Source organism: Nocardia sp. NPDC059177 (assembly GCF_042755165.1).
Taxonomy (GTDB): domain Bacteria; phylum Actinomycetota; class Actinomycetes; order Mycobacteriales; family Mycobacteriaceae; genus Nocardia.
Genome location: NZ_JBHZBX010000024.1, coordinates 18754 through 34903 on the forward strand (window position 1 = coordinate 18754; position 16150 = coordinate 34903).

17 protein-coding genes and 1 pseudogene are annotated in these 16150 nt (G+C 68.8%); 12 read left to right on the forward strand and 6 right to left on the reverse strand.

The genetic code is table 11. From position 1 onward, the window contains the following. Positions 1 to 315: 315 nt before the first annotated feature. The 7 genes from ACFXK0_RS24925 (at position 316) to ilvA (ending at position 7634) form a co-directional block, all read left to right on the forward strand. Positions 316 to 1722, forward strand: coding sequence for a family 2B encapsulin nanocompartment shell protein (locus tag ACFXK0_RS24925; protein ID WP_379413217.1), 1407 nt, complete (start codon positions 316 to 318; stop codon positions 1720 to 1722). A 13-nt stretch (positions 1723 to 1735) separates the two neighbouring features. Beyond that, positions 1736 to 2998, forward strand: coding sequence for a family 2 encapsulin nanocompartment cargo protein terpene cyclase (locus ACFXK0_RS24930; RefSeq protein WP_379413219.1), 1263 nt, complete (start codon positions 1736 to 1738; stop codon positions 2996 to 2998). Continuing rightward, complete coding sequence (locus ACFXK0_RS24935; protein ID WP_379413220.1) at positions 2995 to 3870, forward strand: geranyl diphosphate 2-C-methyltransferase; 876 nt, start codon at positions 2995 to 2997, stop codon at positions 3868 to 3870. Before ACFXK0_RS24930 ends, ACFXK0_RS24935 begins: the two co-directional genes overlap by 4 nt. Further along, on the forward strand, positions 3867 to 4430 hold the full coding sequence (gene idi, locus ACFXK0_RS24940) for an isopentenyl-diphosphate Delta-isomerase (RefSeq protein WP_379413222.1): 564 nt from the start codon (positions 3867 to 3869) through the stop codon (positions 4428 to 4430). Before ACFXK0_RS24935 ends, idi begins: the two co-directional genes overlap by 4 nt. A 235-nt stretch (positions 4431 to 4665) precedes the next feature. After that, positions 4666 to 5034 carry a hypothetical protein gene (locus ACFXK0_RS24945; protein WP_379413224.1) on the forward strand — a complete coding sequence of 123 codons (369 nt, stop codon included), beginning with the start codon at positions 4666 to 4668 and terminating at the stop codon, positions 5032 to 5034. A 53-nt stretch (positions 5035 to 5087) separates the two neighbouring features. After that, positions 5088 to 6260 (forward strand): serine hydrolase domain-containing protein, encoded by a 1173-nt coding sequence (locus ACFXK0_RS24950; protein ID WP_379413225.1) that lies wholly within the window; start codon positions 5088 to 5090, stop codon positions 6258 to 6260. Between the two features lie 153 nt (positions 6261 to 6413). Further along, the gene (gene ilvA, locus ACFXK0_RS24955) at positions 6414 to 7634 is read left to right on the forward strand and encodes a threonine ammonia-lyase (protein ID WP_379413226.1); all 1221 of its coding nucleotides are present in this window, start codon (positions 6414 to 6416) and stop codon (positions 7632 to 7634) included. Between the two features lie 13 nt (positions 7635 to 7647). Here the strand turns inward: ilvA and ACFXK0_RS24960 are convergent, their stop codons facing one another. The 3 genes from ACFXK0_RS24960 to ACFXK0_RS24970 form a co-directional block, all read right to left on the reverse strand. Beyond that, positions 7648 to 7971: a DMT family transporter gene (locus tag ACFXK0_RS24960; RefSeq protein WP_379413227.1), complete on the reverse strand. Its 324-nt coding sequence runs from the start codon at positions 7969 to 7971 to the stop codon at positions 7648 to 7650. 211 nt (positions 7972 to 8182) lie between these two features. Beyond that, positions 8183 to 9601 carry an argininosuccinate lyase gene (gene argH / locus ACFXK0_RS24965; protein ID WP_379413229.1) on the reverse strand — a complete coding sequence of 473 codons (1419 nt, stop codon included), beginning with the start codon at positions 9599 to 9601 and terminating at the stop codon, positions 8183 to 8185. Between the two features lie 215 nt (positions 9602 to 9816). Then, positions 9817 to 11013 (reverse strand): argininosuccinate synthase, encoded by a 1197-nt coding sequence (locus tag ACFXK0_RS24970; protein WP_379413231.1) that lies wholly within the window; start codon positions 11011 to 11013, stop codon positions 9817 to 9819. Positions 11014 to 11290: 277 nt separating this feature from the next. Here ACFXK0_RS24970 and ACFXK0_RS24975 point away from each other — a divergent pair, with 277 nt between their 5' ends. Both ACFXK0_RS24975 and ACFXK0_RS24980 read left to right on the forward strand, forming a co-directional pair. Beyond that, a complete protein-coding gene (locus tag ACFXK0_RS24975; protein WP_379413233.1) occupies positions 11291 to 11431 on the forward strand; it encodes a hypothetical protein in 141 nt (46 codons plus the stop codon). 26 nt (positions 11432 to 11457) lie between these two features. Beyond that, a complete protein-coding gene (locus ACFXK0_RS24980) occupies positions 11458 to 11598 on the forward strand; it encodes a hypothetical protein (protein WP_379413234.1) in 141 nt (46 codons plus the stop codon). Between the two features lie 10 nt (positions 11599 to 11608). Here ACFXK0_RS24980 and ACFXK0_RS24985 read toward each other — a convergent pair whose 3' ends face one another. Beyond that, complete coding sequence (locus ACFXK0_RS24985) at positions 11609 to 12304, reverse strand: GNAT family N-acetyltransferase (RefSeq protein WP_379413236.1); 696 nt, start codon at positions 12302 to 12304, stop codon at positions 11609 to 11611. An 80-nt stretch (positions 12305 to 12384) separates the two neighbouring features. Between ACFXK0_RS24985 and ACFXK0_RS24990 the strand changes: the two genes are divergently transcribed. The 3 genes and pseudogenes from ACFXK0_RS24990 to ACFXK0_RS25000 form a co-directional block, all read left to right on the forward strand. Beyond that, positions 12385 to 12543 (forward strand): hypothetical protein, encoded by a 159-nt coding sequence (locus ACFXK0_RS24990; protein WP_379413238.1) that lies wholly within the window; start codon positions 12385 to 12387, stop codon positions 12541 to 12543. Between the two features lie 51 nt (positions 12544 to 12594). Further along, entirely contained in the window at positions 12595 to 13398 is an 804-nt protein-coding gene (locus ACFXK0_RS24995; RefSeq protein WP_379413239.1) for an aldose 1-epimerase, read from the forward strand. Between the two features lie 104 nt (positions 13399 to 13502). Next, a pseudogene (locus tag ACFXK0_RS25000) lies at positions 13503 to 14240 on the forward strand (DUF4184 family protein); the annotation flags it as partial. A gap of 83 nt (positions 14241 to 14323) precedes the next feature. Here the strand turns inward: ACFXK0_RS25000 and ACFXK0_RS25005 are convergent. After that, positions 14324 to 15532: a Fic family protein gene (locus ACFXK0_RS25005; protein WP_379413241.1), complete on the reverse strand. Its 1209-nt coding sequence runs from the start codon at positions 15530 to 15532 to the stop codon at positions 14324 to 14326. A 110-nt stretch (positions 15533 to 15642) separates the two neighbouring features. Further along, complete coding sequence (locus ACFXK0_RS25010; RefSeq protein ID WP_379413243.1) at positions 15643 to 16149, reverse strand: arginine repressor; 507 nt, start codon at positions 16147 to 16149, stop codon at positions 15643 to 15645. Position 16150 lies beyond the last annotated feature (1 nt).

Below are 16150 nucleotides of genomic sequence, written 5' to 3' on the forward strand. Positions count from 1 at the left end.
CTCCATTATGTGTCGTCTGTGACTGGGCGCATGTTGCGGGGATTCGGGTCACCGCCGCTGCTGCGCGGCCGCGCGGTCACAGCCCTGTTTTCCGGAATAGCCCACGGGCGGACGGCTCGAGGTCCTACCATCGTTGACGTCCGGAACGTACTGCCACGCATCATCTTTCGTGCTTCACCGTTTCACACGCCCGGTTTCTCCACCGCGCAGGACCATTCGATTCGCATCGTTGCCCACCCCCAGCCTGTGTCGCGCACCGTCGCGCCACCCAGGCCGATCGGCCGTGCCGATTTCCGTCCCGAGGTGAGGATCTTCATGACCATCGAAATGCCGCTGCCCACAGACAATTCCGTCCGCAAGACCCTCAGCACCACCGCGGCTCATCAGCTGGCGCACACCACCAAATCCGAGCCGCAGATGCAGGGCATCAGCTCACGCCGGCTCTCCCGCGCACTCCCGTGGGTGCAGGTCGCGGGCGGTATCTACCGCGTCAACCGCAGGCTCACCCACACCCTCGGCAACGGCGAGGTCGAATTCGTCGTCGACGGTTCGCGGGCCAGGGTGATTCCACAGGAATTGCGCGAGCTGCCCGCCCTGCACGATATCGACGACGACCAATTGCTGCGGCCGCTCGCCGAACTGTTCGTGCAATACGATCTCGATCCCGGCCATGTCGTCGCCGAATTCGGCAATCCGATGGACCAGGTGATTCTCGTCGTGCACGGAAAACTCGCCAGGATCGGTTCCGGTGAATACGGCGAGTCGACCAAACTCGGCATGCTCTCCGGCGGTGACTACTACGGCGAGGACATGCTCACCGACCCCTCGGCGATCTGGCCGGACACCGTCAAGACCGTGACCAGAACCACAATTCTGTGTCTGCCCCGGCCATCGTTCGAACAATTCCTGGAAACGAATCCCGAGCTGGCCGGCATCCGGACCGCAACCGATCGGCTGCCCGGCCGGAACCAGAATTCCAAGGGCGAATCCGATATCGAGATCGCCTCGGGTCACTCCGGTGAACCGCTGCTCGAGGGCACCTTCGTCGACTACGACGCCAGCCCCCGCGAGTACGAACTCAGCCTGGCGCAGAGCGTGCTGCGGATACACACCAGGGTGGCCGATCTGTTCAACGATCCGATGAACCAGATCGACCAGCAGCTGCGGCTGACCGTCGAAGCGCTCTACGAGCGCCGCGAGCACGACCTGGTGAACAATCCGGAATTCGGGCTGCTGCACAACTGCGACCTCAAACAGCGCATCACCACCGAATCCGGTCCGCCGACGCCCGACGACATGGACGAACTGCTCAGCATGCGCCGCGGCACCAAATTCTTCCTCGCCCACCCCAAGGCGATCGCGGCGTTCGGTCGTGAATGTTCGCGGCGCGGGCTCTACCCCGATCCGGTGGAGTACCAGGGCTCGCGGGTGCCCGGCTGGCGCGGCGTACCGATCCTGCCGTGCGGCAAGATCCCGGTCAGCGGCACGCAGACCACCTCGATCATGGCCATGCGCATCGGCGAGAAGGACCAGGGGGTGGTCGGGCTGCACCAGACCGGCATTCCGGACGAGTACGAGCCGAGCCTGAACGTGCGGTTCAAGCAGATCGACGACCAGTCGATCATGTCGTACCTGGTGAGCTGCTACTACTCGGCCGCCGTCCTGGTTCCCGACGCGCTCGGCGTGCTCGACGACGTGCTCGTCGCGCGCCGGGCCGACTGATCGGCGTCGAGTCGTGTCCATCCTGACCAGGGCGGCCGCCCCGCACGCGGGCACCGAACTGGCCGCCACGGTGACCGCGCTGCTGCATCACGCGACGGCACCGGCCCAGCTGTTCGCGCCGTTCGGCCGGGCAGCGGCCACGATCCCCCGGCGATCCACGCCCGCGGCGATCGCCGTCGCCGAACCCCGGCGTCTGCTCGGACCTTCCGGCATCGGTACCAGCGGCCTGTGGCCCACCCCGGCCCCCATCACCGAACCCGGTGCACCGCAGAAGATTCCGGCGCTGTACTGCCCGCCACCCGAACGAGACGACCCCGCGCTCGCCGAGGCCGTGAATGTCGGCCTGCTCGCCTGGGCCGCCGAGATCGGCCTCTACGAGGGCCGCCTCGACGACCTCGGCAAGGCCGATTTCGGCCGGCTCATCATGCTCGCCCATCCCGATTGTGACGACCCCGATCTGCTGCTGGCCGCCGCCCGGTGCGCCGTGGCCGAATGGTCGGTCGACGACTACTACTGCGAGGAGGACGCCCCTGGCGACACCGCACCCGACGGCACCCCGTCCAGCGCCGCCGCCGAGCTCGGACCACGGCTCGAACTCGCCGCCGCCGCGATGGACCCGGCCCACCTCCCGGCCCGCTACGCGCCCCGGCTCGAACAGGCCATGCAGGCCGACCCGATCCTGCGCGCGTTCCGCACCTCCTTCGCCCACCTGTCCGGGTATGCGAGCCCGGCGCAGCTGGCCAGGCTGCGCACCGAGATCGCGGGCTGGTTCATCGCCCTCGGCGCCGAGGCCGGCTGGCGGGCGGCGGGCCGGATGCCCCCGGTCTGGGAATACCTGACCAACCGCCAACCGCACAGCTTCCTGCCGTGCATGGCGCCGATCGACGTCGTCGGTGGCTACGAACTCGGCGCCGCCGACTACACCGACCCGGCTGTCCGGCGGGTCGTCACCACCGCCGCGCTGGCCGCCCAGATGGTGAACGACCTGTATTCGATGGCGCGCGAGGACCTTTCGGACGGCAGAGAGTTCAATCTGCCGACCGTGCTCGCCGCCGAGGACAACTGCAGCCGGGCCGACGCGGTCCTGCGGACCGCGCAGATCCACGACGAACTGATGCACCGTTTCGAACGGGAAGCTGCCCCGCTCGCCGCCGCGGGCTCCCCCGAGCTGCGCCGCTTCCTGACCGGCCTGTGGGCCTGGATGGGCGGCAATCGCGCCTGGCACGCCGGCAGCCGCCGCTACCACGACATCGCACCAGGAGAGGACGACCGATGACCATCGCGAACCCCAGCACCGACCGCACCGTCCTGCGCACCACCTACCAGCGCTCGGTAGCGGCGTACTGGAACAACAATCCCAACGACGACCGGGTCAATACCAAGCTCGGCGAGGTCGACGGCCTCTACCACCACCACTACGGCATCGGCGAACCCGATTGGTCGGTGCTCGAGGGCCCCGAACAGACCAGGCAGGACCGCATCGTGCGCGAACTGCACCGCCTCGAAACCGCCCAGGCCGACTTCCTGCTCGACAACCTCGGCGCGATCGAGCCGGCCGATCGGCTCGTCGACGGCGGGTCCGGGCGCGGCGGCACCAGTTTCATGGCGGCCGAGCGTTTCGGCTGCCGCGTCGACGGGGTCTCGATCTCGGAGTACCAGGTCGGCTTCGCCAACGACCAGGCCGTGACCCGCGGCGTCACCGACCGGGTGCAGTTCCACTTCCGGAACATGCTGGACACCGGTTTCGACGAGGAATCGGTCCGCGGTATCTGGACCAACGAGACCACCATGTACGTCGACCTGTTCGAGCTGTTCGCCGAATTCGACCGGATTCTCGAACCCGGCGGCCGGTACGTGTGCATCACCGGCTGCTCCAACGATGTCACCGGGGGTCGCTCCGCCTCGGTCAGCTGGATCGACGCGCACTACGGCTGCATGATCCATCCCCGCAGCGAGTACTTCCGGGCCCTCGCCGACAACGGTCTGATCCCGACCACCGTCGTCGACCTGACGCCCGACACCATCCCCTACTGGGATCTGCGCACCCATTCCGAGCTCGCGACCGGTGTCGAGCAGCCGTTCCTCACCGCCTACCGGGAGGGGAGCTTCCAGTACCTGATGATCGTCGCCGATAAGGTGGCCAGGTGACCGAAAAGCTCGCCGACCCGTCGACCACCCGCGAAGCACTGCCCGTGGAGCTGGTCGACGACTCCGGTGTGGCGATCGGCGCGTGCTCGGTGGCCGAGGCGCATCGGCCACCGGGCGCGCTGCACCGGGCCTTCTCGGTGCTGCTGTTCGACCGGCGCGGACAGGTACTGATCCAGCGGCGGGCCGCGGTGAAGACCCGCTTCCCCCAGCAGTGGGCCAACACCTGCTGCGGGCATCCACTGCCCGGTCAGGCGGTCGCCGAGGCCGCCGCGCTGCGGCTGCGGGAGGAGTTCGGGCTCACCGCCGACCTCACCGAGGTCGGCACCTTCCGCTACCACGCCGGCGACGCGACCACCGGGCGCGTCGAGCACGAGTACGACCACGTGCTGATCGGCGCGGCAGGCGACCACCCACCGCACCCGGACCCAGCCGAGATCGACGAGTGGGCCTGGATCGCACCACAAACCCTCCGCGCCGATCTCGCCGCGAACCCGGGCAGGTACACACCATGGCTCGCCCAGGTCCTCGACATCGCCGACGAGGCCTACCGCGCCGGCTGACCTCGGCCGGGGTGCCGCCCTTCTCCAGAAGGCGGCACCCCGCCCAGGAGCCACCTCCCTGCCTCCCTGCGTCCTTTTCCGTCACGCGCGAATGGCACCATTTTTGCATAAAACCTGTTTAATGCACATATCTACATCTTTCTATGCCGTAGGAGTTCTTGGCTGAATCACAGACTCGCCACAGTCCCTGACCAGGCGCGACACCGATTCTGGACAGGGACAGATTTCCGCAGAGGTGAGTGAGGTAGCGATGGTCGAGGTCGAGATCGACGACGACACGGTGACGATCCATGTGCTCGGCGGCCACCGCCTCCTCGCCCTGCGCCAGCAGGTCGTGATCGACCGCGCCGCCATCACCGAGATCACCACCGCCGAGGTGGATCTGCGCCCGCCCTGGGTGCGCGCCCCCGGCACCTTCATCCCCGGCGTGATCGCGGCCGGCGTGTACCGCGGCAAGGGCCGGAAGGAGTTCTGGGACACCACGTTCGGCGGTAGCGCGGTGCGCATTGACCTCGACGGCCCCGATTTCACCCGGCTGGTCGTCGACGTCGACGATCTCGATGCCGTGCTGCACGCGCTGACCGCCGAATCCGCCGGCGTCTGAATCCCCCGGAGCCGAACCGATCGGTCGCTTGTCCCGGATGGCATGCTCGGTTCATGGGAGATTCGACAACGCAGTCGGTGGACCGACGTTTCGTCCGCTTGGTTGCCATCTTCGACCGGTTGTTCCGCAAGCCCTCGCACGGCGGCGGCGCGCTGGCGGTGTACCTGCACGGCGAACCCGTGGTCGATGTGTGGGCGGGCTATGCGAGCCCCGGGGTGCCGTGGTCGGCGGAGACGGTGGCCCTGGGCTTCTCCACCGGAAAAGGCGTGGCGTCCACGGCGATCCACCAGCTGGCCGAGCGCGGACTGCTCGACTACGACACCGCGGTCGCCGAGTACTGGCCGGAGTTCGCGGCGGCGGGCAAGTCGCACATCACCGTGCGTGATGTGCTCACCCATCGCGCCGGTCTGCACCGGCTGCGCGGCCTGCTGCCCGGCCCGGCCGACACCTTCTTCGACGACGCCGCCGTCACCGCCGCGCTCGCCGCCGCCACCCCTGATCCGCGACACCGCACCACCAGCGGCTATCACGGCATCAGCTACGGCCATCTGGCCGCCGAGCTGGTGCACCGGGTGACCGGGCGCGAATTCACCGAGGTGGTGCGCACCGACCTCGCCGAACCGCTCGGCGCGGAGGAACTCTGGTTCCGGGTGCCCGCCGAGCAGCGTCACCGCATCGCCACCACTTTCCCGCGTCTGCGCGCCGCGGGCATGGAGTGGGACCGGGGCTCGGATCTGCTCACCCGCACCCGTTTCGCTGCCGCCGCGGAGACCACGCCGCAGGGTTTCGCCGACCTGATCGTCGACCCGCGGGTGCACGATTCGGTGATGCCCGGCGTGAACGGTGTCTTCTCGGCCCGCGCGCTGGCCCGCCTCTACGCCGCCCTCGCCAACGGCGGCGAGCTCGACGGCACCCGCATCCTGGATCCGGAGTCGATCCGCCGGTTCAGCGCCCGCCAGGTCTTCACCCCCGACTACGTGCTCGCCTTCCGTATTCCGTGGGCGCTCGGTTTCCACGGCGTCCCGATGAAACCGTCCAAGGCCGACCCCATCTCGGCCTTCGGCCACTTCGGCCTGGGCGGCTCCGGCGCCTTCGCCGACCCCGAAACGGGCCTGTCCCTGGCCTTCGTCACCAACCGCCTGGGCGGCAAGCTCACTCCCCTCGGCGACGCTCGCCTCACCCGCCTGGGCACCGTCGCCCACAACATCGCCAAAGCCACCGGGTAGCCCCAACTGGACCTGTGTTCACCAGGCCTCCAGGGATTTTCCTTCTCGGGCGATGCCTCCCTGGTGGCCTGGTGATCAATCGTCCAGGTGGATGGCCTGCTTCGTCCGGGTGTCTCGGGCGGGTTCGCGGGGTGGGGCTGGCACGATGTGGCTATGGAGACCGTCGGGCTGGCGCGGATCGAGGCGGCTGCGGCGTTGCTCGCGCCGGTGATCCGGCGGACGCCGACGGTGGAGTCGCGCGTGCTGTCCGAGCGGGTGGGGACGCCGGTGCTGCTCAAGTGCGAGAACCTGCAGCGGACGGGGTCGTTCAAGCCGCGCGGCGCCTACACCCGGATCGCCCACCTTCCCGTAGCCGAGCGATCCCGCGGCGTGGTGGCGGCGAGCGCGGGTAATCACGCGCAAGGGGTGGCGTGGTCGGCGGCGGAACGCGGGATCACCTCGACGGTGTTCATGCCGATCGGGGCGTCGCTCCCGAAACTCGCCGCGACCCGGGCCTACGGCGCGCAGGTGCATCAGGTGGGTGACACCATCGACGAATCCCTGGTCGCCGCACAGGAATTCGCCGAACGCACCGGGGCGACCCTGATCCACCCGTTCGACCATCCCGATATCGTGGCCGGGCAGGCGACGGTGGCGTTAGAGATCCTCGAACAGGTGCCGGACGTGGGCACCGTCGTCGTGCCGACCGGTGGGGGCGGGCTGCTCGCGGGCGTCTCGATTGCGCTGCACGAACTCGCCCCGCGGGTGAAGGTGATCGGTGTGCAGGCGGCCGAGGCGGCGGCCTGGCCCGATTCGCTCGCGGCGGGTACCCCGGTGCGCGCGCCGCGGATGGCGACGATGGCCGACGGGATCGCCGTCGGGCTGCCCGGTGCGGTGCCGTTCGCCCATGTCGCCGAGTTGTCGCCCGAGATCGTCACCGTCGACGAGGACGCGCTGTCGAAGGCGCTGCTGCTGTGCCTCGAACGCGCCAAACTCATCGTCGAACCCGCGGGCGCGGCCGGGGTCGCCGCCTTGCTCACCCCGGTTCTGCGCGATCGCGATCTTCCCGGCCCGGTGGTGAGCATTCTGTCCGGCGGCAATATCGACCCGCTGCTGCTGACCCGGGTGATCGGCCACGGTCTCAGCGCGGCAGGGCGTTACCTGGCGCTGCGGGTGACCATCGCCGACCGGCCGGGGGCGCTGTCGGCGCTGCTCGGGGTGGTCGGCCGGGCGGGTGCGAGCGTGGTCGACATCGTCCACTCGCGCACCGGCAGCTGGCTGGCGGTCGACGAGGTCGAGGTGTCGCTCACCATGGAGACCCGCGGGCCAGCCCACCGCGACGAGGTCCTCGACGCCCTACGTGACGCCGGGTTCCGGGTGCGCGCGGAACTGTAGGTCGGCCCCGAACTCAGTGCGCGCCACCGAGTTCCAGCGCGAGCACACCCAGGATCACCATCCCGATCCCACCCACCTGCACCAGGGTGAGCCGCTCCCCCAGGAACAACACCCCGATCGTCGCGATGGCGGCCACTCCGACGGCCGACCAGATCCCGTAGGCGACCCCGATCGTCATCCCGCGTTTCAACGCCTGGGACAGGAAGTAGAACGCGGCACCGTAACCGATCACCACCACGATCGAGGGCACCAGCTTGGTGAAGCCCTCCGACAGTTTCAGCGATACCGTCGCCGTCACTTCCGTCGCGATGGCCAACGCCAGGAAAAGCAAGGTCATGCGCGCAGGGTAACCGGACGCGGCGACACCCCGGGCCGGCAACCAGAGCAGCGCCAGGCGGGCACTCGGAGCTGGCCGGCTCCAGCAGGCCACCGGTGTCACGGGGTGAGCCGCCGCACGTGCTCACCCACCACGCCCGCCCCGACAGCAACCGGGAGCCGCGGTGCAGGAGTGCGGCAGCCGGGAGCCGTGGTGTCGTTGCCTGGGCTGGTCAGCGCAGCCAGGCGCGGGCGTCCTCGGCGGCTTTGCGGACTTCGTCGAGCTGCTCGGCCACGCGCACACCGGCGGTGCCGCCGCGGGCGTTGCGGGAGGCGATCGAGCCCCCGACGGTGAGGACTTCCCGTACCCCGGCGGTGAGCGACGGGTCGACGGCGGCGAATTCCGCGTCGGTGAGTTCGTCGAGTCCGACCCCGCGGCCCTCGGCGACGCGCACGCAGGCGCCGGCCGCTTCGTGGGCGACCCGGAACGGAACGCCTTGGCGCACCATCCATTCGGCGATGTCGGTGGCGAGGGTGAAACCGGCGGGGGCGAGTTCGGCCATCCGGTCGGTGTGGAAGGTGAGCGTGCCGACCAGGCCCGCGATGGCGGGCAGCAGCAGTTCGAGCTGAGCGACCGAGTCGAACAGGGGTTCCTTGTCCTCCTGCAGGTCCCGGTTGTAGGCCAGCGGCTGGGCTTTGAGTGTCGCGAGCAGACCGGTCAGGTTGCCGATCAGGCGGCCGGCCTTGCCGCGGGTCAGTTCGGAGACGTCCGGGTTCTTCTTCTGCGGCATGATCGACGAGCCGGTCGACCACGCGTCGGCGAGGGTGACGTAGCCGAATTCCGGTGTGCTCCAGACGATGACCTCTTCGGCCATCCGGCTCAGGTCGACGCCGATCATGGCCAGCACGAACGCGGCCTCGGCGGCGAAATCGCGCGCGGAGGTGGCGTCGATCGAATTGGCCGCGGACGCAGTGAAATTCAGTTCGGTGGCGATCTGCTCGGGGTCGAGGCCCAGCGAGGAACCAGCCAGTGCGCCCGAACCGTACGGCGAGATGGCGGCGCGCTTGTCGAAGTCGCGCAGGCGTTCCAGATCGCGCAGCAGCGGGTGGGCGTGGGCGAGCAGGTGATGCGCGAGCAGCACCGGCTGGGCGGCCTGCAGGTGGGTCTTGCCCGGCATCACCGCGTCCGGGTGGGCGGCGGCCTGGGCGACGAGCGCGTCGACCACATCGAGCACACCGGCGGCGACCCGGCGCACACCGTCACGCAGCCACATGCGGAACAGGGTGGCGACCTGGTCGTTGCGCGAGCGGCCCGCCCGCAGCCGGCCACCGAGTTCGGTACCGACCCGCTCGATCAGCCCGCGCTCGAGCGCACCGTGCACGTCCTCGTCGGAGTCGGCGGGACCATAGGCACCCGAGGCGACGTCAGCGGCGAGGGCGTCCAGCCCGGCCAGCATGCCGGTCAGGTCCTCATCGGAAAGCAGCCCCGCCTTGTGCAGCACGCGGGCATGCGCCTTGGACGCACGAATGTCATAGGGAGCCAGCGCCCAGTCGAAATGGGTCGACTTGCTCAGCGCCGCCATCGCCTCGGCCGGGCCGGACGCGAATCGCCCACCCCAGAGCGCACCTTCGTTGGTTCCACTGTGGGTCATCGTGTGCCCCTCTCCTGGGTGTCGACAGGCGGTCACGGCCCACGCGCACAAGGGCCGACCCATCGAGCCTAAGTTGCTGACTGATCTAGCGAGAACATGGGTAACTCACCGGGCACGCCCAGAACAGCAGTCCTGCTTGGGCGAGCCCGGCAACTACCCCGACCACATCCCAACGACCGGCAAAAGTCGCGGGGAGGCGGGTCAGCCGAGGCGGGTCAGCTCAGGTCGCGGCGGGCGGCGACCTTCGAGGACAGGCCGTGGATCTGGACGAAGCCCTTGGCCAGGGACTGGTCGAAGGTGTCACCCTCGTCGTAGGTGGCCAGGTTGAAGTCGTAGAGCGACTGCTCGGAGCGGCGGCCGTTGACCACGGCGGAACCACCGTGCAGCACCATCCGGATGTCGCCGGTGACGTGCTGCTGGGTGTCGGTCACGAAGGCGTCGAGGGCGCGCTTGAGCGGGGAGAACCACAGGCCGTCGTAGGCCAGCTCGCCCCAGCGCTGCTCGACCTGGCGCTTGTAGCGGCCCAGCTCGCGCTCGATGGTGACGTTCTCCAGTGCCTGGTGCGCGGTGATCAGCGCGATGGCGCCCGGGGCCTCGTAGATCTCGCGGCTCTTGATGCCGACGAGCCGGTCCTCGACCATGTCGAGGCGGCCGACGCCCTGGCGACCGGCGCGGGTGTTCATCTCCTCGATGGCCTGCAGCACGGTGACGGGACGGCCGTCGATGGCGACCGGCACACCCTTGTCGAAGGTGATGATGACCTCGTCGGGCGCTTCGAAGTTCACCGTCGGGTCGGCGGTGTAGTCGTAGACGTCCTTGGTCGGGGCGTTCCACAGGTCCTCGAGGAAGCCGGTCTCGACGGCGCGGCCCCACACGTTCTGGTCGATGGAGAACGGAGACTTCTTGGTGACGTTGATCGGGAGCTTGTTCTCCTCGGCGAAGGCGATGGCCTTCTCCCGGGTCCAGGCGTAGTCGCGGACCGGCGCGATCACGTTCAGGTCGGGGGCGAGGGCGCCGATGCCGACCTCGAAGCGGACCTGGTCGTTGCCCTTGCCGGTGCAGCCGTGCGAGACGGTGGTGGCGTTGTGGAACTTCGCGGCCTCGACCAGGTGCTTGACGATCAGCGGGCGGCTGATCGCCGAGACCAGCGGGTACTGGCCCATGTACATGGCGTTGGCCTGGATGGTGGGCAGGCAGTACTCGTCGGCGAACTCGTCGCGCGCGTCGACCACGATGGCCTCCACGGCGCCGCAGTCCAGCGCGCGCTGGCGCACCACGTTCATGTCCTCGCCGCCCTGGCCGAGGTCGATGGCCACGGCCACCACCTCCGAACCTGTCTCCTTCGCGATCCAGCTGATGGCGACGGAGGTGTCCAGCCCACCGGAGTAGGCGAGTACGACGCGATCGGACATGTCTGTTGTGCTCCTCGAAGTCTGGTACGTACATCTGCACGGGCTGCCCTGAGCAGTATGGATGCTCCGGCCCCCGGTTGGGCTCGCGCCGTTGCTGCAAATGATTATGCATGATGATGCAATCTCATTCATCACCGGGGGTGGGCGGCCGGTCGCCTCGCCCGGAAATAGACGGCCACCTGCGACGATCCCGGTACACACCCTGGCAACACCCCCGCCGATGTGAGACGCTGGTCACAGCAGCTACCAATCGGTCGGGGTCGAGGGAGTGGTCACCATGCATGAATTGCAGCAGTTCGCCCAGGACAACTACGACCTGATCGGCACGGTGGTGATCGGGCTCGGCAATCTCAGCCTGACCGTCGCCAAGGTCGTCATCGAGATGGGCGCGCCGATTCTGCGCGAACTCCTCTACTGACCCGCCGACCCCCGAGAGGCAGCTCCATGAACGAAGACAAGATCCTCGGTGTCCTGTCCGATCACTACGAGTCGCTGGCCACCACCGGGCTCGCGCTCGGCCGCATGGGCTTCGACATCGCCGCGCCCCTGCTGCTGGCCATCCTGAATTTCCTCGGCACCGCCTGACCCGGCACACTCACCGGCCGGTCATGCCGTGACCGACCGCGCGGAGCCGGTCCTCGAGCTGGGCGCGCACCCGCGGCCAATCCTCGGCGGTGATCGAGAACAACACGCTGTCGCGCACGGTCCCGTCCCCGCGCCGGAAATGGCGCCGCAGCGTCCCTTCGTAGTGCGCCCCGAGTCGCGCGATGGCCTGCTGCGAGCGGTGATTGCGGACGTCGGTCTTCAGTTGCACCCGGCCCACCCGCAGGGTCTCGAAAGCGTAGGAGAGGACCAGCAGTTTGGCGTCGGGGTTGACCGCGCTGCCCCACACCGACGGCGTGTAGGCGGTGAAACCGATCTCCAGCGACGCGTCGCGCCGGCGCGCGTCCAGGTAGCAGGTGAGGCCGAGCACGGACCCGGCGGCTCGGTCGCCGAGCGCGGTGCGGGAGCGCACGATCCACACGTGCCAGTCCCCCGCGGCGGTGAGCTCACGCACGTACTGCCCGAATTCGGCGGCGTCGGCGGGGCGCCAGGGCAGGTGCTGCCAGACCGCGTCGGAGTCCAGCGCGGCGAACAGGTCGGCGGCGTCACGGGCCGGGTCGAACGCCGTCAGTGTCACCGTCTCGCCCGTCAGCCGGGTGTCGGCGGGTACCGGCCAGACCATCTCGGGCCAGGCCGTGTCGGCGGGACGGGGATCGGGGACCGGTTCGAACGCGGTGTCAGGTCGCACCCGGACAAATGTACGGGCGTGTCGGCGGTGTATGGCACCCTGGGAGTGCACTATTCGGCTCCACGGACGTGAGGACGAACATGATGCTCCAGTACATCGCGCAGGAATTCTCGACGCTCGGCAACGGGGTACTCGATGTCGGCCGGGCGGTGGTCGAATTGATCCAGGACATCATCGATGTCGCGACACCGGACCAGCAGGGTGGCGGTGCGGGCGGAAGTCAGTATCCGTTCACCTGAGATCCGGCGTGGGGCTGCGCGCCGGCGCGCGGGCGCCGATAGTCTCCGGACATGGCAGCCGAGGATGTGCACCTGCACGCGGGCGACGCGGCGCTGATCGTCGCGCCAGGTGACGGCGGTGCGCTGCACAGCCTGACGATCGGCGGGACCGAACTGCTCAGGCAGGATCCGGGCACGGGGTGTTTCGTCATGGCGCCGTGGGCGGGCAGGCTCGGCTACGGGACGTTCACCGTCGGTGACCGGACCTACCGGATGCCGATCAACAATCCGCCGCACAGCATCCACGGCACCGTCCGCGACGGCGTCTGGACCGTGGTCGAGGCCACGGATTCCACGGCCACGCTGCGCTACCGGCTCACCGATCCGTGGCCGTTCGCGGGCACCGTCACCCAGACGTTCACCCTCACCCCCACCGGCCTCGCCCTGACCATGCGCATCGCCACCGACCGCGACCCGTTCCCCGCGCAGGGCGGCTGGCATCCCTGGTTCCTGCGTGCGGTCCCCGCCGCCACCGGCCCGCTCGAACTCGACTTCCACCCCGCCTGGCAGTACGAGCGCGGCGAGAACTACCTGCCCACCGGCCGCCACATCCGGCCTGCCCCGCCGCCGTGGGACGACTGCTTCGGTATGCCCGACGGTGTCCGCGCCCAGCTCACCTGGCCCGGCTTCCTCGAATTCACCATCACCAGCCCGGTATCCGATGTGGTCGTCTGGACCCTGCCGACGGAATCACTGTCGGTGGAGGCGCAGTCCGGTCCACCCGACGGACTGAACACCGACCCGAGAACCGTCACTCCCGACTCGCCGCTCGACATCCATGTCAACTGGACCTGGCGGCGATTGTCACCGAACTGAATTCGGCCACCTCACCCGCGCCGTCGGCACGGTCCGCCCGGCGAACTGACCAGCCTCAGTCGTCCGTGGCACCTGACAGTCGCCGCCACGATCAGCGGGGCCGGATGGATCCCGTCCGCGACCCATCGGGCACGTGCGGCGCGACAAACTCTCCGCAGGAGCACCACAGCACCTCCACATCCACTGAATACGGTGAGCCGGTGCCGTTCACGCTCGCCCATCCGCTGGCCGTGCTGCCGTTTCGCCGATTCCTGCCATTGCCCGCATTGATCGCCGGATCGGTCGCCCCGGATGTCGTCTACTACCTGCCGATTCCGGTCAGCGGCAGCATGACCCACTCGCCGCTCGGCGTCCTCGGCTGGGATCTGGTGATCGGGCTGGCACTGCTCTCGGCCTTCCGCCTCTCCGCCGGGCCCGCTGCCGCCCTACTCCCCTATCGGGTCAGACTGCCCGCGCCGGTTCATTCGGGCGCCTGGGGTCGAGCATTGTCGACGATCATCGCTCTCGTTCTCGGCGCGTTGACCCATCTCGTGTGGGATTCTTTTACGCAGACAGCAGGTTTCGCGGTCCAGCACTGGGAACTGATGCGCGCTCCGGTTCTCGAACCACACAAGACCTACAACATGCTCGGCTACGCCTCGTCGCTGGTCGGCACGGCAGTGCTCGCCAACCTCCTCGTTCGCCGAACTCACCGGCGTCCCCCAACCATGCCTGCGCCGTGGCGCCACATGGTCCTCACCCTGCTTCTCCTCGCACCGGTAGCCGCTGCCGCCTCGGCCGTCGACGACCCGGTCACCCGAACCAGCACCTACGACTTCATCCGCCACACGATCGTCGGCGCAGCCCAGGGCCTGGGCTCGGCCTGGACGATCTACCTACTGCTCTGGAATGTCACGGCAGCCGTCTCCGCCCGCGCTGACGGGTGTCAACCTCGGACTCGGCGAATTCCTGCCGCGAAATCGTCGAGAGCGGTGAGTATTCCGTCGGCTTGCCAGACGCGATTGCGGGCGCGCTGCGAAACCTCGCGCAGCACTGCGGATTCCACCAGACGATCGATCGCCCGCTGCGCGGCGACACCGCTGATCCCGAAGGACTCCGCGACGTAGGCGCTGTTCACGACCGGTTGGGCGATGAGCCGATCGATCAGCTTCCATGCTGCGGAATCCGCACGCGCGGTGGTCTGTCCGCGATACGTGGCACGGACGGATCGGAGTTCGTCGACGAGCCGGCGGCCGCTGCCGATGGCGTAGAAGGTCGCGTCGACGAACTGGCGGACAATCGGTTCGGGGTCACCGGATCGATACCGGTTCAAGGCGTCGAAGTAGCTCCCGGTGTTCACCAGCAGGCCTGCCGAGATGGGCACGGTGATGTGTCTGGTCAGCTGACGGCCGCTCAGCATCGCGTGGACCAGAGCGCGGCCGGTTCGGCCGTTACCGTCGGTGAACGGATGGATCGTCTCGAATTGCGCGTGGGCGAGTGCGATGTGCGCCAAGGCGGGCACATCGGTGCGGTTGACGAATCGGATCAGGTCGGCGATGGCGGTGGGGACTCGATCATGGTGTGGTGGAACGAAATCAGCCAGGTGCGGGCCGAGGTTGCTCCCGCCGATCCACACCTGCTGGTCGCGCCAGCGTCCGGCCTGGGTGGGATCGGACTCACCGAGCAGTGCTCGGTGCATCGCCAGGATCGAGTCGGCGTCGACTGCCCGGCCGAGGTCGAGAGCCGCTTCCATGGCGCGCACATTGGCGGTGACGATGCGCGCGTTCCTGTTGGTGTGCTCGCCGAGTTCGGCCATCGCGAGCTGCCGGGCGCCCACCGTGAGGTTCTCGATCTGCGACGACGCGGAACTCTCAGTGCGCAGGAGCACCGAACTCATCGGCCCGAGTTCGCAGTCGGTGCCGAGCTCGGCCGACAGGTGCGCGTCGAACCGCACCAGTTCTTGCGCGGCCTCGTCGGCCTCGGCCAGCAGGCCGACCGGCAGCGCCACTGATTGCTCCGCGATGCCGGACAGCACCGCGGCGGAGTACGGCCCCGCGTGTCGACGCAGCTGGGTGCGCGACACGTAGGTATCGCGCACCACCCACGGATGCTGCTCGTATCGAACGGCGGGCCACCCGGCCGGATCGTTCGTCATCAGCCCACCTTACCTATGGCTGAGCAGCTATCGTTAACTAAGCGACCTAGTTACTTAACTTTATGCGTCCATCATTGAATACCGGGACCGGCTACGAAACGGTGCGCCGATCAGGCCAGGCGTTCGATTTCGGCGGCCAGTTCGGCGCCGGTGAGGGGTTCGCGGGCGATGACGGCGATGGTGTCGTCGCCGGCGATGGTGCCGACGATGAAGGGCAGGGCGGCGCGGTCGAGGGCGCTGGCGAGGAAGTGGGCGGCGCCGGGTGGGGTGCGCAGGACGGCGAGGTTGCCGCTGGCGTCGGTGGAGACCAGCAGGTCGCCGAGGAGTTTGGAGAGGCGGCCGGTGCCGCCGGTGACGCCGCGCACGGGGCTGCCGTCCTCGGGGACGACGTAGACGCCGGCGCCACCGTCGGCGGCGCGCAGTTTCACCGCGCCGAGTTCGTCGAGGTCACGCGACAGCGTGGCCTGGGTGGTCTCGATACCCTCGGCGGCGAGCAGCGCGGCGAGCTCGGTCTGGCTGCGGACCGAATGCGCGGACAGCAGTTCCACGATCCGCGATTGGCGGCCGGCGCGGGTGCGGGCGATGGCGGGCGAGCCCTTCTCGGGCGCCGCGCTCATC